Annotated in this window: 16 protein-coding genes and 1 riboswitch; of the genes, 10 read left to right on the plus strand and 6 right to left on the minus strand. The window is 66.2% G+C overall.

Annotated elements, in window-relative coordinates; all coding sequences use genetic code 11:
- Window positions 1-10: 10 nt before the first annotated feature.
- The 4 genes from pstA to phoB are packed head-to-tail and all read left to right on the plus strand — an operon-like array spanning window position 11 to window position 3,142.
- Window positions 11-850 carry a phosphate ABC transporter permease PstA gene (gene pstA, locus BGO82_RS11900; protein ID WP_291305817.1) on the plus strand — a complete coding sequence of 280 codons (840 nt, stop codon included), beginning with the start codon at window positions 11-13 and terminating at the stop codon, window positions 848-850.
- Window positions 851-864: 14 nt separating this feature from the next.
- On the plus strand, window positions 865-1,704 hold the full coding sequence (pstB, locus tag BGO82_RS11905; RefSeq protein ID WP_291305818.1) for a phosphate ABC transporter ATP-binding protein PstB: 840 nt from the start codon (window positions 865-867) through the stop codon (window positions 1,702-1,704).
- 11 nt (window positions 1,705-1,715) lie between these two features.
- Window positions 1,716-2,429 (plus strand): phosphate signaling complex protein PhoU, encoded by a 714-nt coding sequence (gene phoU / locus BGO82_RS11910; RefSeq protein WP_291305819.1) that lies wholly within the window; start codon window positions 1,716-1,718, stop codon window positions 2,427-2,429.
- Window positions 2,430-2,440: 11 nt separating this feature from the next.
- Complete coding sequence (gene phoB, locus BGO82_RS11915; RefSeq protein WP_291305820.1) at window positions 2,441-3,142, plus strand: phosphate regulon transcriptional regulator PhoB; 702 nt, start codon at window positions 2,441-2,443, stop codon at window positions 3,140-3,142.
- Between the two features lies 1 nt (window position 3,143).
- On the opposite strand, the gene BGO82_RS11920 is transcribed toward phoB, so the two are convergent.
- Both BGO82_RS11920 and BGO82_RS11925 read right to left on the minus strand, forming a co-directional pair.
- On the minus strand, window positions 3,144-3,752 hold the full coding sequence (locus BGO82_RS11920; RefSeq protein WP_291305821.1) for a hypothetical protein: 609 nt from the start codon (window positions 3,750-3,752) through the stop codon (window positions 3,144-3,146).
- 243 nt (window positions 3,753-3,995) lie between these two features.
- A complete protein-coding gene (locus BGO82_RS11925) occupies window positions 3,996-4,547 on the minus strand; it encodes a GcrA family cell cycle regulator (RefSeq protein WP_291305822.1) in 552 nt (183 codons plus the stop codon).
- A gap of 375 nt (window positions 4,548-4,922) precedes the next feature.
- Between BGO82_RS11925 and BGO82_RS11930 the strand changes: the two genes are divergently transcribed.
- The 5 genes from BGO82_RS11930 to BGO82_RS11950 all read left to right on the plus strand — a co-directional run bounded on the left by BGO82_RS11930 (window position 4,923) and on the right by BGO82_RS11950 (window position 12,730).
- Complete coding sequence (locus tag BGO82_RS11930) at window positions 4,923-6,128, plus strand: aspartate aminotransferase family protein (RefSeq protein ID WP_291305823.1); 1,206 nt, start codon at window positions 4,923-4,925, stop codon at window positions 6,126-6,128.
- Window positions 6,129-6,141: 13 nt separating this feature from the next.
- Window positions 6,142-7,068 (plus strand): ornithine carbamoyltransferase, encoded by a 927-nt coding sequence (argF, locus tag BGO82_RS11935; protein WP_291305824.1) that lies wholly within the window; start codon window positions 6,142-6,144, stop codon window positions 7,066-7,068.
- A 1-nt stretch (window position 7,069) separates the two neighbouring features.
- Window positions 7,070-8,074 carry an Hsp33 family molecular chaperone gene (locus tag BGO82_RS11940; protein ID WP_291305825.1) on the plus strand — a complete coding sequence of 335 codons (1,005 nt, stop codon included), beginning with the start codon at window positions 7,070-7,072 and terminating at the stop codon, window positions 8,072-8,074.
- A gap of 173 nt (window positions 8,075-8,247) precedes the next feature.
- A complete protein-coding gene (locus BGO82_RS11945; RefSeq protein ID WP_291305826.1) occupies window positions 8,248-9,591 on the plus strand; it encodes an efflux RND transporter periplasmic adaptor subunit in 1,344 nt (447 codons plus the stop codon).
- A 10-nt stretch (window positions 9,592-9,601) separates the two neighbouring features.
- Window positions 9,602-12,730: an efflux RND transporter permease subunit gene (locus tag BGO82_RS11950; RefSeq protein WP_291305827.1), complete on the plus strand. Its 3,129-nt coding sequence runs from the start codon at window positions 9,602-9,604 to the stop codon at window positions 12,728-12,730.
- 7 nt (window positions 12,731-12,737) lie between these two features.
- Here BGO82_RS11950 and metZ read toward each other — a convergent pair whose 3' ends face one another.
- Window positions 12,738-13,946 carry an O-succinylhomoserine sulfhydrylase gene (gene metZ / locus BGO82_RS11955; RefSeq protein ID WP_291305828.1) on the minus strand — a complete coding sequence of 403 codons (1,209 nt, stop codon included), beginning with the start codon at window positions 13,944-13,946 and terminating at the stop codon, window positions 12,738-12,740.
- Window positions 13,947-13,984: 38 nt separating this feature from the next.
- A riboswitch (SAM riboswitch) is annotated at window positions 13,985-14,063 on the minus strand.
- 167 nt (window positions 14,064-14,230) lie between these two features.
- Here metZ and BGO82_RS11960 point away from each other — a divergent pair.
- A complete protein-coding gene (locus BGO82_RS11960; RefSeq protein WP_291305829.1) occupies window positions 14,231-15,337 on the plus strand; it encodes a 2'-deoxycytidine 5'-triphosphate deaminase in 1,107 nt (368 codons plus the stop codon).
- A 137-nt stretch (window positions 15,338-15,474) separates the two neighbouring features.
- On the opposite strand, the gene BGO82_RS11965 is transcribed toward BGO82_RS11960, so the two are convergent.
- The 3 genes from BGO82_RS11965 to BGO82_RS11975 all read right to left on the minus strand — a co-directional run bounded on the left by BGO82_RS11965 (window position 15,475) and on the right by BGO82_RS11975 (window position 18,352).
- Window positions 15,475-16,227: an SDR family NAD(P)-dependent oxidoreductase gene (locus tag BGO82_RS11965; protein WP_291305830.1), complete on the minus strand. Its 753-nt coding sequence runs from the start codon at window positions 16,225-16,227 to the stop codon at window positions 15,475-15,477.
- A gap of 70 nt (window positions 16,228-16,297) precedes the next feature.
- Entirely contained in the window at window positions 16,298-17,305 is a 1,008-nt protein-coding gene (locus BGO82_RS11970) for a substrate-binding domain-containing protein (RefSeq protein ID WP_291305831.1), read from the minus strand.
- A 45-nt stretch (window positions 17,306-17,350) separates the two neighbouring features.
- Window positions 17,351-18,352: an ABC transporter permease gene (locus tag BGO82_RS11975; RefSeq protein WP_291305832.1), complete on the minus strand. Its 1,002-nt coding sequence runs from the start codon at window positions 18,350-18,352 to the stop codon at window positions 17,351-17,353.

Below are 18,352 nucleotides of genomic sequence, written 5' to 3' on the forward strand. Positions count from 1 at the left end.
GAGCCGCCCGATGTCGAGCTACGCCGCCCGCCGCACCCGCAATTCCGTCGCCATGCTCCTCGCCATCGTCGCGGCGGTCATTGGCCTCGTCTTCCTGTTCCTGATCCTCGCCACGCTGCTGGTGAAGGGGTTCACCGCCATCTCGCCGCAGATGTTCCTCGAGAACACGCCGCCGCCCGGCGAGGATGGCGGCCTGCTCAATGCCATCGTCGGCTCGCTGGCGATGACGGTGATCGCCATCGTCGTCGCCACCCCGGTCGGCATCCTCGCCGGCACGTTCCTCAGCGAATATTCGCGCGGCCACTGGCTGGGCGAGGCGGCCAAATTCGTCAACGACATCCTGCTGTCGGCGCCCTCGATCATCATCGGCCTGTTCGTCTACACCGTGGTGGTGGTGCCGGTGGGGCACTTCTCCGCCTGGGCCGGTGCTGCTTCGCTTGGGCTCATCGCCCTGCCGGTGATCAACCGCACCACGCAGGACATGCTCGGCCTCGTCCCCAACGCGCTGCGCGAAGCCGCCGCCGCCCTCGGCGCGCCGCGCTGGAAATCCATGGTGTCGGTGATCTACCGCGCCGCCATGAGCGGCATCCTCACCGGCGTGCTGCTCGCCATCGCCCGCGTCACCGGCGAGACCGCGCCGCTGCTGTTCACCGCGCTCAACAACCAGTTCTTTTCGACCGACCTCGGCGCGCCGATGGCCAATCTGCCGGTGGTGATCTTCCAGTTCGCCACCAGCCCCTATGACGACTGGCAGAAGCTCGCCTGGGGCGGCGCGCTGCTGATCACCGTCGCCATCCTCGCCCTCAACATCGTGGCGCGCTGGGTCGCGGGCCGCGGCAACCAGCGATAGTGAAAGACATGACGATGGACATGCCGACAATTCCAACGCACGCTGCGCCGGTGCCCAATCCTGTCGCGAGCACCTTCGTGCCCAATTCCGAGCCGCATCCCGTCAAGGTCGAGGTCAAGGATCTGCGCTTCTTCTACGCCAACGGCTTCGAGGCACTGAAGGGCATCAACCTCGAGCTGCGCGACAAGACGGTCACCGCCTTCATCGGCCCCTCCGGCTGCGGCAAGTCCACCCTGCTGCGCATCCTCAACCGCATCTACGACCTCTATCCGGGCCAGAAGGTCACCGGCGAGGTGCTGCTCGACGGCCGCAACATCCTCAGCCGCAGCGAAGACCTCAACCTGCTGCGCTCCAAGGTCGGCATGGTGTTCCAGAAACCGACGCCGTTCCCGATGTCGATCTACGACAACATCGCCTTCGGCATCCGCCTCTACGAAAAGCTCGGCAAATCCGAGATGGATGGTCGCGTCGAGGCGGCGCTGCGCAAGGCCGCGCTGTGGACCGAGGTCAAGGACAAGCTGCACCAGTCGGGGCTCGGTCTCTCCGGCGGCCAGCAGCAGCGTCTGTGCATCGCCCGCGCCGTCGCCGTGCGCCCCGAAGTGCTGCTGCTCGACGAGCCCGCCTCGGCGCTCGATCCGATCTCGACGGCCAAGATCGAGGAGCTTATCGAAGAGCTGAGCGCCGAGTTCTGCATCGCCATCGTCACGCACAACATGCAGCAGGCGGCGCGCGCCAGCGAGTACACCGCGTTCATGTATCTTGGCGAGTTGGTCGAGTTCGGCCGGACCGAGACGATTTTCACCGCGCCCACGCAGAAGCGCACGCACGACTACATCACCGGCCGCTTCGGCTGACGGAGGATATCATGCCCATCTCCCTGCAGGAGCACACCGTTGCCTCGTATGACGAGGAGCTCACCTCGCTGGCCTCGCAGATCGCCGAAATGGGCGGTACGGTGGAGGCGGCGATCGCCGACGCCACACGGGCGCTGCTGAAGCTCGACCACGCCGCCGCCCGCGCCGTGATCGCCAACGACAAGCGGGTCGACGAGATGCACCGCCAGATCGACGAGATGGCGGTGTCGATGATCGCCCGCCGTCAGCCCATGGCGCAGGATCTGCGCGCCATCATCACCGCCATCCACGTCGCCGGCGACCTCGAGCGTGTCGGCGACATGGCCAAGACCGTCGCCCGGCGCACGCTGCAGATCGAAGGTCTCAGCCTCACGCCGAAATTCTACAACGGGGTCAAGCACATGGCCGACCTCATCCTGCGCCAGCTCAAGGCAGCGCTCGATGCCTATTCGGCCCGCAACGCCCAGGCAGCGGTCGAAGTCTGCAATTCCGACGACGAGATCGACGCGCTCTACACTTCGCTGTTCCGCGAGCTGCTGACCTACATGATGGAAGACCCGCGCAACATCACGCAGTGCACGCACCTGCTGTTCTGCTCCAAGAGCCTCGAGCGGGTCGGCGACCACGCCACCAACATCGCTGAATCCGCGTTCTATCTGGCCACCGGGCGGCAGCTGTCGCAGGCGACGGCGGAAGAACTGCACCGCATGCAAATCAAGGAATAGGCCACCGCAAGATGACGGCGACCCTGCTCATCGTCGAGGACGAAGCCGACCTCAGCGAATTGATGCGCTACAACCTCGAGGCCGAGGGGTTCCGCGTGGTCTCGGCGGAAAGCGGCGACGAGGCGGTGGAGCGCATCCGCGACGGCGTACCCGACCTGATCCTGCTCGACTGGATGCTGCCGGGCCTCAGCGGCATCGAACTCACCCGCCGCTGGCGCTCGCGCGACGAGACGGCGCGCACCCCGATCATCATGATCACCGCGCGCGGCGAGGAGGAGGAACGGGTGCGTGGCCTCGCCACCGGCGCCGACGACTATGTGGTCAAGCCCTTCTCGATGCCCGAGCTGGTGGCCCGCATCCAGGCGCTGCTGCGCCGCTCCAGCCCGCAATTGCTGGCCAACGTGCTCAAGGCCGGCGACCTCGAGATCGACCGGCAGAGCCACCGCGTCCGCCGCGCCGGCCGCGATTTGCATCTGGGGCCGACCGAATACCGCCTGCTCGAATATTTGATGCGCCATCCCGGCCGCGTCTATTCGCGCGAGCAACTGCTCGATGGCGTCTGGGGCAACGACGTCTATGTCGACGAGCGTACCGTCGACGTGCATGTCGGCCGCCTGCGCAAGGCCATCAACCGCGGCCGCGAGCAGGACCCCATCCGCACCGTCCGCGGCGCCGGCTACGCCTTCGACGAACGGTTCGCCGCGAACGCATGAGCTAGATTGCTTCTACGAACACCGACACGATCGAACGAAAATCGTTGAAGGACACATCGGACGGATGCAGGTCCAGGCTGGCCAGTCTCGCCGGCAGTTGTTCGCAGAACAGGGCATATTCTTCGGCAATCCGCTTGCCGCCCGGGACGTTGGCCGCACTGGAATAGACACGCAGCCAGTTGGCCACCTCGCTGATGGCCACCGCGGGGTCGCCGCCATGGGCATGAATGTCCTGCCCGGCGATGTCGGACATGAACCGCTGATAGCGATACCGTTCGACATCGAGGATCAGTGCGCGCTTGCGCTTCTGCGTGGTGTCGCCGAAGCGCTTGGCGCCGAGAAAGACGCCGAGCTCCAGCGGCATGTTGAATCGGGGCAGGGGTGGCGTGCCGCCGGCCTCCACGCGGGAAATATCGTGGATGCCTAGCGGGCATTCCTCGATCAATTGCTGGATCTTGGCGAAGCGGCTTTCGGAGCTGTCGTCCGTCTCAAGCGCCGCACGCGGGCGAAACCCACTTCGCACGGTCGCGAAGACGATTGCATCGAAAATAGGTTTGAAGTCGGCATCGAACGCGCAGTTCACGAAGACGTCGCGCGAACCGTCCGCCATATGGCTACTCTGCCGGTTCCGATTTCCTGCGGAGCCCGGTGCTGTCGAGCAACCCCTCAACGATCTGCCTGATCTGCGCGTCGGTCAGATTACCGCGACCGCGCGGCGGCTTGATAATCCGCACACCATCGCTCGTCGTGCCCAGATATTCATAGGCACGGCGCTTCCGGACGGGAGATTTGCGGGCTGCCGAAGTGACCATGAGGCAAATATGCGCTCGCATTCGCCCCTATGCAAGCAGCGCTACCGCCTCTTCTTCTCGATCTGGTGGTAGGCCCGGCGGGAGTGGAAGTCGCAATAGGGCTTACCCTCTTCCGAGTGCTGGCCGCAGAAGTAGAAATCCGGCGTCAGCGGATCGCCGATCGGCCATTTGCAGGTGTGCTCGTTGAGCTGCAGCAGGCTGAGGCGCTGGTCCTCGGGGATGTAGAGCTCCTGCACCTGTGGCGCGACATAAGCCTCGACCTCGAGATCGGTGTCGATCTTGAGCGCCGTGGCGCCATGCATCGGGGCGGCCGGCATGCTGCGCGACTTCATCATGCTGGCGATGCCCGAGCTTGGGCGGCCGGCGCCGCTGCTGGTCGACACGCGCCGGATACCGGGTGCGCGCGGCGCCGTACGGGCGCGCGGCGTCGAGCTCGCGGGCTTGGCGCGGCCGGTCAGCTTCAGCCGATGGACCTTGCCGATCACCGCATTGCGGGTAACCCCCTCGCCGAGCACGCCGGCGATCTGGCTGGCACTCAATCCTTCCAGCCAAAGCTTCTTCAGCAGCTCGACGCGCTCTTCGGTCCAGCCCATAGATTCCATAGCTCCTACCGCCTTCTAGACGGACTCCCTCGCCGTGCCGTTGCGGGAGGTGCAATCGGCCGAAACTCTACTCATCGTAGGTCGGAAGGGTCCGCCACACGAGATATCGTGCCCCAACGCCCGGATACTACACGGCCCGCGAATCCGGGATCAAGAGTCCCTCCCAGTTTTCACCGGGGAAAACCCGGCCGCATGAGCGCTGTTCCCAGCCCTGAGTCAAATCAGGCACTTGGGCCTCCGAACGTTGACTTTAGAGGGGGTGGAAGGCATATCTCGATGGCTCCGACGCGCTCCGAATGGCAGCGCGTTTTTGGTTTTTGTGGGGCATTTGCAACACCACGTCACTCAGACCCAAAGGGAAAGACCATGTCCGCGCTGTACGGGACCTATGCCAGATCGCCACTCGCTTTCGAGCGGGGCGAGGGCGTGCGCCTGATCAGCCAGGATGGCACCCGATATCTCGATTTTCACGCCGGCATCGCGGTGAACGCGCTCGGCTACGCCGACCCGCATCTGGTCGAGACCATGAAGGAGGCCGCCGACAAGGTCTGGCATACCTCCAACGTCTTCACCATTCCCGAGCAGGAACGGCTGGGCCAGCGGCTGGTCGACCATACCTTCGCCGACAGCGTGTTCTTCACCAACTCAGGCGCCGAGGCGCTCGAATGTGCCATCAAGACCGCGCGGCACTATTTCTGGGCCAAGGGCGAGGCCGAACGCTACGAGATCATCGCCTTCACCGGCTCGTTCCATGGCCGCACGCTGGGCACCATCGCCGCCGCGGGCAACCCGCATTACGTCGAAGGCTTCGGCCCGCCGCTCGCGGGCTTCAAGCATGTGAAGCCCGGCGACCTGTCGCTGGTCGAGGCTGCGATCACCCCCAACACCTGCGGCATCCTGATCGAGCCGGTGCAGGGCGAGGGCGGCGTCACCGCCATGAGCGCCGAATTCATGCGCGGCCTGCGCACGCTCTGCGACAAGCACGGCATGCTGCTGATCCTCGACGAGGTGCAGTGCGGCTACGGCCGGACCGGCAAGTTCTTCGCCCATGAATGGGCCGGCATCGAGCCTGACATCATGGCGGTGGCCAAGGGCATCGGCGGCGGCTTTCCGCTCGGCGCCTGCCTCGCCAAGGGCGACGTCGCCAAGTCCATGGTTCCGGGCACGCACGGTTCGACCTATGGCGGCAACCCACTCGCCTGCACCATCGGCAACGCCGTGCTCGACCGCATCATGGAGCCCGGCTTCATCGAGCGCGTGAACCAGATGGGCCAGAAGCTCCATTGGCACCTGCAGCAATTGCAGCAGCGCTATCCGAACTACGTGCTCGAGCTGCGCGGCAAGGGCTTGCTGGCCGGCATCAAGCTGCCGGACACGCTCGTCGTGCGCGATTTCGTGGCGCGGCTGCGCGACGACCAGCAATTGCTGACGCAGGGTGCCGGCGACAACGTGCTGCGCCTGCTGCCGCCGCTGGTGATCACCGAGGCCGACATCAAGGAGGCGGTCGACAAGATCGGCGCCGCCTTCGCGGCGATCGACGCCGAAGCCGCCAATGCGCATGTGACCGCGTAACGGAGCGCCCGCCATGACCACCCCCCCAAGGCACTTCCTCACCCTCGAAGATTTCACCGAAGACCAGTTGCGCGGCATGCTGGCGGTCGCGACCGAGCTCAAGGCCCGCCTCAAGGCCGGCGAGCGCCCGCGCCTGTTGCCCGACAAGATGCTGGCCATGGTGTTCGAGCGCCAGTCGACCCGCACCCGCATCAGCTTCGATGTCGGCATGCGCCAGCTCGGCGGCGAGACGATGTTCCTCTCCGGCAACGACATGCAGCTTGCCCGCGAGGAGACGCTGGCCGACACCGCGCGGGTGATGAGCCGCTATGTCGACGCCATCATGATCCGCATCCTCGATCATGACGACCTGCTCGATCTCGCCGGCGCCTCCGCAGTGCCGGTGATCAACGGCCTGACGCGCCGCGCCCATCCGTGCCAGGTGATGGCCGACATCCAGACCTTCGAGGAGCATCGCGGCTCGATCAAGGGCGCCAAGGTGGCCTGGGTCGGCGACGCCAACAACGTGCTGGCGAGCTGGGTGCACGCCAGCAAGCTGTTCGGCAACACCTTCGCCATCGCCTGCCCGGACGAATACGGCCCCGACCAGGGCCTGCTCTCCGACATCAAGGAGGCCGGCCCCAACGTTACGCTCGGCGAGGATCCGCTGGCGGCGGTCAAGGACGCCGACCTCATCATCACCGACACCTGGGTGTCGATGGGCGACACCGACGTCACCGACCGCCGCAAGGTCTTGAAACCCTACCGCGTGGACACCAATTTGATCGGCTTGGCCGACAAGGATGCGCTGTTCATGCACTGCCTGCCGGCCCATCGCGGCGACGAAGTGACCGACGAGGTCATAGACGGGCCGCAATCCGTAGTCTTCGATGAGGCGGAAAACCGCCTCCACGCACAAAAGGCGATCCTGTGCTGGTGCTTCGGGATCGAAACGGTCTGAATTGGCAGAATTGCAGCTTACCGACTATGGCCTCGATCGCCCGGAATCCGGCGACGACGTGGTCGTGCCCTTCACCCTCGAGCAGCTCGACAGCCGCGGCCGCGTGGTCCGGCTGTCGGAGTCGCTCGACGCCATCCTGACGCGCCACAACTACCCCGCGCCGGTGGCCCGGCTGCTGGGCGAGGCGGTGGTGCTCGCGGCGCTGATCGGCTCGTCGCTGAAATTCGAGGGCCGCTTCATCCTGCAGACCCAGACCGATGGGCCGGTGAATCTGATCGTCGTCGATCTCGATGCGCCGGATGGTCTGCGCGGCTATGCCCGCTTCGATGCCGACGCGGTGCAGAAGGCCATCGAGCTGGGCGAGACCCGGCCGGCGCAACTGCTCGGCAAGGGCCATCTGGCGATGACCGTCGACCAGGGCGCGCATATGGACCGCTATCAGGGCATCGTCGCGCTCGAGGGCGGTTCGCTCGAGGACGTGGCGCACACCTATTTCCAGCAGTCCGAGCAGGTGCCGACGCTGGTGCGGCTCGCCGTGGCCCAGCTCAGCCGGCGCGGCCATCCGCATCCGCATTGGCGTGCCGGTGGCATGCTGGTGCAGTATCTGCCGCCGCATGGCGAGCGCACCATGCCCGACCTGCCGGGCGATGGCGACTTCTCCAATCTCGAGACCGCCGACAAGGAATTCCGCGAATCCGAGAAATGGGCCGAGACGCGGGCGCTGTTCTCGACCATCGCCGACGACGAGCTGGCCGATCCCGAAATCAGCGCCGAGCGGCTGCTGTTCCGGCTGTTCCACGAGACCGGCGTGCGGGTGTTTGAGCCGGTGCCGCTCGAGGAGCGCTGCACCTGTTCGGCCGAGCGCATCGAGGCGATGCTGCGCGATAACTTCACCGCCGAGGAGCGCGCCGACATGGTCGTTGACGGCGAAATCGAGGTGGTGTGCGAGTTCTGCTCGGCCGACTATCACTTCCGGCCGGCCGAATTCGACGAGACCCAGCACTAGGGCTCTTATTTGCGCTCTGTCCGATCGGGCGCGCGCCGATCGTCCAACCGCTCTGGGCCTATGTCCCACGCCCGTCCGATCACATCCCCGCGAGGCGCCGGACCTTACGGTTCTTTCATTTGTCCAAATCCCGTCCTCCGCTTAGCTTTTGCTGGGCTCGGAGCGGAAAGACCTTGGAACAGGAAAAGATCGACGTCACGCGGGCAACGCCCGTGACCCCCGGCACGAGCGCGCGCGCGACCCGCCGCGGTGCTCCGCTCTGGCTCCAGATCCTGCTGTCGCTGATCGTCATCGTCATCGCCGTCGGGCTCTTTGCGCTCTACAACCCTATGGCCAATGGCCTGCTGAAGCGCGCCGGCTTGGCGCTGCCGCTGCTCGGCGCGCCGGCCGAGGCTCCGGCGCAGACTGCCGCGGCGCCCGCCGCGCAAGGGCAGGGCGGGCAGCGCCAGGGACAGGGCGGTGCCGCAGGCGGCCGCCAGGGCGGTGCCGGCGGCTTCGGCGGCGCCAACCGCTCCGCTATCGTGGTCACGCAGCCGGTCACCTCCGGCGTCATCAACAGCAAGCTCAGCGCCATCGGCGAAAGCAGCGCGCTGCACTGGGTTACCGTGAGCTCGGCCTCCGGCGGTACGCTGATGAGCGTCGACGTCAAGCCGGGCGATCATGTGCAGGCCGGCGCCAAGCTGGCCACGCTCGATTCCGACACGCAGCAGAACGCCCTCGACAAGGCGAGGCTCGCCGCGCAGGACGCCGACGCCTCGCTGGCCCGCGCCAAGACGCTGGCGGCCAGCAATTCGTTGTCGCAGACCCAGCTCGACGCGGCCCAGCTGGCCGCCGACAACGCCAGGCTCGCCGTGCAGGCGGCTCAGATCGCTCTCAGCCAGCGCACCATCACCACGCCCGTCGCGGGCACCGTCGGCCTGATCCAGGTGACGGCAGGCAATCTGATCAATGCCCAGACGGTGATCACCACGGTCGAGGATTCGTCTGAGATCCTGATCAATTTCTGGGTGCCGGAACGCTATTCCAGCCAGATGACGGTCGGCGCGCCGGTGGATGCCACCTCGGCGGCGCTGCCGGGCAAGACCTTTGCCGGCACCATCAGCGCCGTCGACAACAAGATCGATCCCGCGAGCCGGACCCTGCAGGTGCAGGCCACGCTGCCCAATGCCGACGGCACCATCAAATCGGGCATGTCGTTCACCGTCGACATGACCTTCCCCGGCCAGACCTTCGCTGCCGTCGATCCGCTGTCGGTGCAGTGGTCGAACAATGGGGCTTATGTCTGGAAAGTGGAGAATGGCAAGGCCGTCAAGGGCATGGTCGATATCGTGCAGCGCAATTCCGACGGTGTTCTCGTGACTGGCGACGTCAAGCCCGGCGATTCCGTGGTGACGCAGGGCGTGCTGCAGCTCTCCGACAACATGGCGGTGCGGCTGCTCGACCAGGCGGCGGCAGCCGGTGGCGGCCGTCAGGGGCAGGGCCAGGCGCCGGCCGCCTCGTCGGCCCCCCGGAGCTGATCGGACGCCGATGTCGATCCAGACCCAGAACGCCCAGGGTGCGAGGCTCGCGGGTCTGTTCGTGCGGCGGCCGGTGCTGGCCGTCGTCATCAATGCGCTGATCGTGGTCGGCGGCCTCGCCGCCTTCCTCGGCGTCGAGGTGCGCGAGCTGCCGCAGGTCGACCAGCCGGTGCTGTCGATCAACACCACGTTCAACGGCGCCTCGGCCGACACCGTCGACCGCGAGATCACCGCCACCATCGAGGGCGCGGTCGCCCGGGTGCAGGGCGTCACCGGCATCTCCTCGAGCTCGTCCTACGGCCGCAGCCGCGTCACGCTGACCTTTGCCGATGGCACCAACCTCGACAACGCCACTTCCGATGTGCGCGACGCCACCTCGCGCCTGATCAACCGCTTCCCCGACGGCGTCGATGCGCCGACCATCGTCAAGGCCGATTCCGACGCCACGGCGATCATGCAGCTTTCGGTCACCTCCGACACGCTGAGCCGCGACGATCTCACCAACCTCGTCGACAACCAGATCTCCGAGGCGCTCGCCGCCGTGCCCGGCGTCGCCGATCTGCAGATCTATGGCGAGCAGGCCAAGGTCTTCACCATCGACGTCGACCAGAGCAAGCTCGCTTCGCTCGGCCTCACCGTGGCCGACATCACCAAGGGCCTGTCGACCATCGCCTTCGACACCGCCGCCGGCACCATCAACGGCGCCAACCAGAACATCTCGGTGCGGGCGCTCGCCGACGTGACGACGCCGGCCAGCTTCGAGAACATCATCATCAACGGCAAGACCCGGCTGGGCGACGTGGCGTCGGTGGTGTTCGGCCCCGCCAATTCCTCGAGCGGCCTGCATTCCGACGGCAAGTCGGGCATCGGCATCGGCATCATCCGCGCGGCGCAATCCAACACCGTGCAGATCTCCGAAGGCGTCTACAAGGCGGTCGAGCAGTTGCAGCAGACCCTGCCCAAGGGCGTCTCGATCAAGGTATCGAGCGACGATTCGATCTTCATCTCCGGCGCCCTGCACGAAGTGGAGCGCTCGCTCGGCCTCGCCGTGGTCATCGTCATCGGCGTCATCTTCCTGTTCCTGATGGATTGGCGCGCGACGCTGGTTCCCGCCATCTCGATGCCGGTGGCGCTGGTCGGCTCGATCGCCGGCATCTATCTCGCCGGCTTCTCGCTCAACATCCTGACGCTGCTGGCCATCGTTCTGGCCACCGGCCTCGTGGTCGACGATTCCATCGTCGTGCTCGAAAACATCGTGCGACGACGCAGCCTCGGCGCCGGCCCGCGCGCCGCCGCCGTGCTGGGCACCCAGGAGGTGTTCTTCGCCGTCATCGCCACCAGCCTGACGCTGGTCGCGGTGTTCGTGCCCATCTCGTTCCTGCCCGGCCAGACCGGCAGGCTGTTCCGCGAATTCGGCTTCACGCTGGCCATCTGCGTGGTGCTCTCCTGCGTGGTGGCGCTGAGCCTCGGGCCGATGCTCGCCTCGCGGTTCCTGCGCGAGCACGACCATCGCATGCACCACAACCCGATCGCCGCCACCGGCCGCATGCTGGCCGGCGTCTATCGGCGCATCCTGCATTTCTGCCTCGACACCCCGCTGGTGGTGATCGTCATCGCTTTGCTGTTCGCCGGCTCGGCGGTGTTCGCCTTCGGCTCGATGCGGCAGGAGCTGACGCCGCCCGAGGATCGCGCCGCCATCTCCATCCGTGTGTCGGCGCCGCCGACCGTGAGCCTCGATTTCACCCAGACGCAGATGCAGAAGATCGAGGATCTGGTGCAGCCGCTGGTCAAGTCGGGCGAGATCAAGTCGATCTTCTCGGTCTCGGGCTTCGGCTCCAACACCTCGAGCGGCTTCATCACGCTGACGCTGGCGCCCTGGGACGAGCGCACCCGCAGTCAGCAGCAGATCGCCGCGCAGGTGAACCAGATGCTGCAATTCGTGCCCGGCGTGCGCACCTTCCTCGCCCAGTCCAACAGCCTCGGCATCCGCGGCGGCGGCAACGGCCTGCAATTCGCCGTGGCCGGCACCGACTACACCGAGCTCGCCGCGACGGCGCAGAAGATCGCGGACCAGATGAGCCAGGACCCCAAATTCGGCCGCGTCACCGTCAACTATTCGGCCACCACGCCCGAGCTGACGCTGACCGTCGACCGCGACAAGGCGGCGGCGCTCGGCATCGACATCACCGGCCTCGGCACCACCATGCAGGCGATGATCGACGGCACCCAGATCGGCCAGGTGTTCGTCGGCGACGAGGCCTATCCGGTGCGGCTGGTGTCGACCAAGCAGCCGGTCAACGATCCGAGCGATCTCGAGAGCATCTTCCTCAAGACCAAGGACGGCAAATACGTGCCGATGTCCTCGATCGCCACGCTCAAAGAGGCGCCGATCGCCCCCAGCCTGACGCGCGAGCAGCAGCGCCGCGACGTGTCGGTGACCGCCTCGCTCGATGGCGGCTATGCCCTGGGCGATGCCTATCAGCGCGTGCTGCAGATCGCCGCGCCGATCCTGCCGCCCGGCAATTCCATCCTGCCGCTGGCCGAAGCCAAGACCATCGGCGATTCCAACTACGGCCTCGCCATCACCTTCGGCTTTGCCGTGCTGGTGATCCTTTTGGTGCTGTCGGCGCAGTTCGAGAGCGTCTTTGCCGCCGTGATCGTCATGATCACCGTGCCGTTCGGCCTCGCCTGCGCGGTCTATGCCGTGCTGTTCACCGGCGGCAGCCTCAACGTCTATTCGCAGATCGGCCTCATCATGGTGGTCGGCATCATGGCCAAGAATGGCATTCTGATCGTCGAATTCGCCAACCAGCTGCGCGACCGCGGCCTCAGCGTGCGCGAGGCCATCGAGGAGAGCGCCAATATCCGCCTGCGGCCGGTGCTGATGACCATGATCGCCACCGTGCTCGGCGGCGTGCCGCTGGTGATCTCCACCGGCGCCGGCGCCGAGGCGCGGCAGGCGCTGGGCTGGATCATCGTCGGCGGCCTCGGCTTCGCCGCGATCTCGACCCTGTTCCTGACCCCGGTGGCCTATCTGCTGATCGCCCGCTTCTCCAAGCCCAAGGCGCATGAGGAGCAGCGGCTCGAGCGCGAGCTCGATGCGGCGGAAACCGCCATGGTCGCGACCCCGGCCGAATAGCCGCGCCTCACACCTGGTCGAGCGCGAACTCCAGATCCTTGATCAGATCGCCGGTGTTCTCGAGGCCGACGCTGAGCCGCAGCAGGCCCTGGGTGATGCCGCTTTCCTGCCGCACCTCTTCGGTGAAGCGGGCATGCGTGGTCGTCGCCGGATGGGTGATCAGTGATTTGGCGTCGCCCAGATTGTTGGAGATGAGGATCACGCTCAGCGCGTCCGACAGCTTGAACGCCGCCTCGCGCCCGCCCTTGACCTCGAGCGCGATGAGCGTCGAGCCCGACGACATCTGCCGCTTCGCCAGCTCGTATTGCGGGTGCGATTTGTGATGCGGGTAGGCGATGCGCGCGATCTTGGGGTGACCGGCAAGGAAGTCGGCGATCTGCGCCGCGCTCTCGGTCATCCTGGCCACCCGGATCGGCATGGTCTCGAGGCTCTTGAGCAGCACCCAGGCGTTGAACGGGCTGAGCGAAGGACCGGTCTGGCGCAGCAGCGTGTGCACGTCGCCCTCGATCAGTGCCTTCGAGCCCAGCACCAGCCCGCCCAGCGTGCGGCCCTGGCCGTCGATATGCTTGGTCGCCGAATAGGTGACGAGGTCGGCGCCGAGCGCCAGCGGATGCTGGAACAGCGGCGTTGCGAACACGTTGTCGACCACCAGCTTTGCCCCGTGCGCCCGGGCGATCTTCGCCACGGCGGCGATATCGACCAGCTCGATCGTCGGGTTGGTCGGCGTCTCGAGGAAGATGAGCTTGGTGTTCGTCTGCATGGCGCGTTCGAAATTGGCCGGGTCGCGCCCGTCGACCAGCGTCGAGGGCACGCCGAAACGCGGCATCAGATCTTCCACCACGTAGCGGCAGCCGCCGAACAGCGCCCGCGCCGCCACGATATGGTCGCCGGCGCGCACCTGGCTCATCACCGCATTGGTGACCGCCGACATGCCGGTGGCGAAGCTGCGCGCCGCCTCGGCGCCTTCCAGCAGCGCCATGCGCTCCTGCAGCATGTCGAGCGTGGGATTGGCGAAGCGCGAATAGTTGTGCCCGTCGATCTTGTGCAGGAACAGATCTTCGGCGTGCTGCGAGCTCGGGTAGGAATAGCCCGAGTTCATGAAGATCGCTTCCGAGGTCTCGTTGAACCGGGTGCGCCGGCCGCCGCCGTGCACGAGCTGCGTCTCGGGCGCCCAGGAGTTCGGGTCGCTGAGCGGATGATTCTTGGACTTCGACACTTCTGGCTCCAAAACAAAAAACCGGCCCGCAATGCGTGGCCGGTCGAGCACTGGTCGCTTTAGCAAATTGTTTTAAGTGGCTGCAATCAGACCGGCCAAATCACCACTGAAACGGCTCTACTCCGGCCGAAAGAACCCGTCAACCTCCGCCCCCGCAAGGTGTCATCCCCGCGCAAGCGGGGACCTCGTCGCTGGCTCGAAACATGAGTTGGGTCCCCGCTTTCGCGGGGATGACATGCGGTGGTTGGGATGACAGCCGGCGACCGGGCGGGTAAGACGTGGCCATGAGCGACACCACCTGGTCTCCCGGCGTGTTTCCCGCCCGCTACATCGAGCGCCTGCGCGCCGCGGGCGGCATTGCGGCACCGCCCTTCGATGCCGACCAGGTGCAGCCCGCAAGCCTCGACCTCCGGCTGGGCGACGTCGCCTACCGCGTGCGCTCGAGCTTCCTGCCGGGGCCGGAACAGACGGTCGAGGAGCGCATCAGGACGCTCGAGCTGCATCGGCTCGACCTGACCAACGGCGCCGTGCTGGAGCGCGGCTGCGTTTATCTGGTGCCGCTGCAGGAAAGCCTAAGCCTGCCGCCCGAGGTGAGCGCCGGCGCCAATCCCAAGAGCTCGACCGGCCGGCTCGACGTGTTCACCCGCGTCATCGGCGACCGCGCTCGCGGCTTCGACACGCTGCCCGCCGGCTATGCCGGGCCGCTCTATCTCGAAATCTCGCCGCGCACCTTTCCGGTGCGGGTGCGCCGCGGCTCGCGCCTCAGCCAGATGCGCTTTCGCGTCGGCCTGAGCCGGCTGAGCGTCGCCGAGCACCGCGCGCTGCACGCCGCCGAAACGCTGGTGTTCGACGCCAACGAGCAGGTCGGCGAGGGCGTGGCGCTGTCGATCGATCTCAAGGGCGAGGGCCGCAACGGCCTCATCGGCTTCCGCTCCAAGCGGCACACCGCCGTCATCGACATGGACATCAAGGACGCGCTCGACGTGCTCGACTATTGGGAGCCGCTGATCAACCGCGGCTCCGACGAGTTCATCCTCGATCCCGACGAGTTCTACATCCTGGTGTCGCGCGAGAGCGTGCACGTGCCGCCCGACTACGCCGCCGAGATGGTGCCGTTCGATCCGCTGGTCGGTGAATTCCGCGTGCACTATGCCGGCTTCTTCGATCCCGGCTTCGGCCATTCCGACGCCGGCGGCAGCGGCAGCCGCGCCGTGCTCGAGGTGCGCAGCCGCGAAGTGCCGTTCCTGCTCGGCCACGGCCAGACCATCGGCCGGCTGATCTACGAGCGCCTGAGCGAGCCGCCGGACCGGCTCTACGGCTCGGGCCTGGGCTCCAACTACCAGGCCCAGACGCTGAAGCTCAGCAAGCACTTCCGCGCCTTCAGCGTGTAGGACGGGTAGGCCCTCACCCGGCGCTGCGCGCCACCCTCTCCCCCTTGGGGAGAGGGGAGCTCGACTGAACCGCCGGCGCCTCCTCCCCTCTCCCCAACGGGGAGAGGGTGCCTCGCGCCAGCGAGGCGGGTGAGGGTCTAATACGTCGCTCTACCGCCGCTGAGATCGAACACCGCTCCGGTGGTGAACGAGTTCTCCTCGCTGGCGAGGAAGGCGATCATCGAGGCGGCCTCGCTCAGCTCCAGCATGCGGCCGCGCGGGATCTTGCCGAGGATCATCTTCAGGAATTCGGGGTCCTGGCTCATCGCCATGGTGGTCTTGGCGACGGCGGGCGTCACGCAGTTGACGCCGATGTTGTATTTGGCGAGCTCCTTGCCCAGCGACTTGGTCAGCGCGATGACGCCGGCCTTGGTCGAGGAGTAGGCGGGCGCGCCGGGGTTGCCTTCCTTGCCGGCCACCGAGGCGAGGTTGACGATGCGCCCGTAATTGTTCGCGATCATGTGCGGCACCACCGTGCGGCAGACGTAGAAGGTGCCGACCAGCCCGATATGCACCACGTCCTCGAACGCCTGCGGCGGGTATTCCCAGGTGTTGGCGTTGGGCCCGACGATGGCGGCATTGTTGATGAGGATGTCGATCCGCCCGAATTTGTCGATCACGGCCCTGGTCGCGGCCTCGACCGAGTCGAGCTTGCCGATATTGCCGTTGACCGTTTGCAGCTTGCCGGATTTGCCGTGCCTGGCCTCGAGCGCGTCGAGCAGCGTCTGGTCGATGTCCCACACCGACACCGAGGCGCCGCTGTCGAGCATGCGCTCGGCCACCGTGAGGCCGATGCCTTGGCCGGCGCCGGTGACGATGGCGACGCGGCCGGTGAGATCGTAGCTGTTCATCTGGGGCAAATCCGCTCGTAAAGGGAAAGGGCGCCGGCGGTCTGCACCGGCGCCCGCTTGCTCAACCTGATCAGAAGTTGAACTGGTCGATATTGTCGGCGTTGAAGGTGGTGAGCTCCGCCTGGGTGTTCATCACGTTCTTGTCGCCGATGGTGATTGAGCCGAGGTTCGGCACGTCGAACTTGGTGCCCACTTCGTTCTTGATCGTGCCGTTGAGCACGCCGTCGGCGAAGTAAGCGGCGAGCCAGCCTTCATTGTACGGCGACCAGAGCTGGAAGGCCTTGACCGTGCCGTCCTTGATGAAGTCGCGCATCTCGCTCGGCAGGCCGAGGCCGGTGACGTGCACCTTGTCGGCGATGCCGCGCTGCTGCACGACCTGCGCCGCCGCCGCCACGCCCACCGTCGTCGGCGCGATCACGCCAACGAGGTCGGGATAGTTGGAGAGCAGCGCTTCCATCTCGGTGGTCGACTTCTCCGGCTGGTCGTCGCCATAGACGGTGGCGACGAGCTTCATGTCCTTGTACTTCGGATCCTCGGCCAGGGTCTTCTTCATTGCCGCGATCCAGGTGTTCTGGTCGGGCGCCTCGGTGGTGGCCGACAGGATGGCGATATCGCCCTTGTAGCCGATCAGCGAGCCCATCAGCTCGACCTGGTTCGGGCCGGTCTTGGTGAAGTCGACCGGCAGGATGTTGGCGTCGCGGTGGCTTTCATTGCCCACCAGATCGCCGTTCACCGCGAGCACGAGGATGCCCTTGGCACGGGCTTCGTCGAGCACCTGGTTCATGGCGTCCGGGCTGTTGGGCGCAATGGCGATCACGTTCACGCCGCGCTGGATCTGCGCTTCGATGATCGGGATCTGCGAGGTGGCCTCGGCGGTGGCCGGAGCGACGAACTCGTATTGGCAACCGATCTGCTTGCAGGCGTCGACGAAGCCGCCATTGATCGAGTCGAAATACGGGTTGCCGGTGTTCTTGCCGATATAGACGACCTTGAAGTCGTGCGCGGCGAGCGCGCCGGTTGCGAAGGTCGCGGCGAGGCCGAGAGCGGCCAGGCCGGCGAGTAGGTGACGTTTGAGCACTTGCTTCCTCCTGTTGATGCCGGTTGGGGCCGGCGGATACGCCCGCTACCTCTGGGTGCGGGAATAGATGAGATTGGTGGCGACGATCGAAATGATGAGCAGCAGCCCGAGCACGCACAGCTGCGTCGCCGGCAGCCATTGCGCCGTCAGCATGCCGGTCGAGATCACCGACAGCAGCCAGGCGGCAAGGAACGTGCCGAGAATGGTGCCGCGGCCGCCGAAAATATAGGTGCCGCCCAGCATGGCCATCAGCACCATCTGCAATTCCCCGCCGAGCCCGAGGTCGTAGCGTACCGAGCCGAGCCGCGACGCGGTCATCATGCCGGCCACGGCGCTGGCGAATCCCATGGCGAGGAACAGCATGAACTTGATGCGCCGGGCGCGGATGCCGGCATGCTGCGCCGCCACCTCGTTGGTGCCGATCTGGTAGATCTGCCGGCCCCAGATGGTGGCGCCGAGGAAGAAGGCGAGCGCGATGGTGACCACCACGAAGATGATCACCGGCACCGGCACGCCCAGCCACAGGTCGTTGTTGATGCCGATGAAATAGTCCGGCAGCCGGATCGACTGGTCGCCGGCGATGATCTGCGCCAGGCCGCGATAGAGCGTCAGCGTGCCGATGGTGACGATGATCGAGGGCAGTTGCATGCCGATCACCAGCACGGCGTTGAACGCACCCATCGCGATGCCGGCACCGAGCCCGACGAGGATCGCCAGCGGCATCGACTGCGTCGCCTGGTAGGTCCAGGCGAAGAGACACGCCGAGAGCGCCATGTTGGCGGCCGGCGACAGGTCGATCTCGCCGGCGATGATCACCATGGTCAGCACCAGGGCGACGATCGAGAATTCGGCATAGAGCGTGAAGCTCGACAGGATGTAGTTGATGTCGAGAAAGTAGGGGCTGATGCTGCTCGAGACGATGAAGGCGAGGACCAGCAGCACGAAGGTCATCGTCTCGGGGCGGATCAGGATCACCTGCCAGCGCGGCCGCGGCGGGGCGGCATCGAGCGCAGAGACGGCGGTGGGGGTTGAGGTCTGGTCGGTCAT

This window comes from Devosia sp. 67-54 (genome assembly GCF_001899075.1).
In the GTDB taxonomy this organism is placed as follows: domain Bacteria; phylum Pseudomonadota; class Alphaproteobacteria; order Rhizobiales; family Devosiaceae; genus Devosia_A.

Coding starts and splice junctions, on each gene's coding strand:
- BGO82_RS11950 (WP_291305827.1), top strand. CDS start 9,602: ATGTCGATCCAGACCCAGAACGCCCAGGGTGCGAGGCTCGCGGGTCTG.
- pstA (WP_291305817.1), top strand. CDS start 11: ATGTCGAGCTACGCCGCCCGCCGCACCCGCAATTCCGTCGCCATGCTC.
- BGO82_RS11920 (WP_291305821.1), bottom strand. CDS start 3,752: ATGGCGGACGGTTCGCGCGACGTCTTCGTGAACTGCGCGTTCGATGCC.
- BGO82_RS11925 (WP_291305822.1), bottom strand. CDS start 4,547: ATGGGCTGGACCGAAGAGCGCGTCGAGCTGCTGAAGAAGCTTTGGCTG.
- phoU (WP_291305819.1), top strand. CDS start 1,716: ATGCCCATCTCCCTGCAGGAGCACACCGTTGCCTCGTATGACGAGGAG.
- pstB (WP_291305818.1), top strand. CDS start 865: ATGGACATGCCGACAATTCCAACGCACGCTGCGCCGGTGCCCAATCCT.
- BGO82_RS11975 (WP_291305832.1), bottom strand. CDS start 18,352: ATGACCGACCAGACCTCAACCCCCACCGCCGTCTCTGCGCTCGATGCC.
- phoB (WP_291305820.1), top strand. CDS start 2,441: ATGACGGCGACCCTGCTCATCGTCGAGGACGAAGCCGACCTCAGCGAA.
- BGO82_RS11960 (WP_291305829.1), top strand. CDS start 14,231: ATGAGCGACACCACCTGGTCTCCCGGCGTGTTTCCCGCCCGCTACATC.
- argF (WP_291305824.1), top strand. CDS start 6,142: ATGACCACCCCCCCAAGGCACTTCCTCACCCTCGAAGATTTCACCGAA.
- BGO82_RS11965 (WP_291305830.1), bottom strand. CDS start 16,227: ATGAACAGCTACGATCTCACCGGCCGCGTCGCCATCGTCACCGGCGCC.
- BGO82_RS11930 (WP_291305823.1), top strand. CDS start 4,923: ATGTCCGCGCTGTACGGGACCTATGCCAGATCGCCACTCGCTTTCGAG.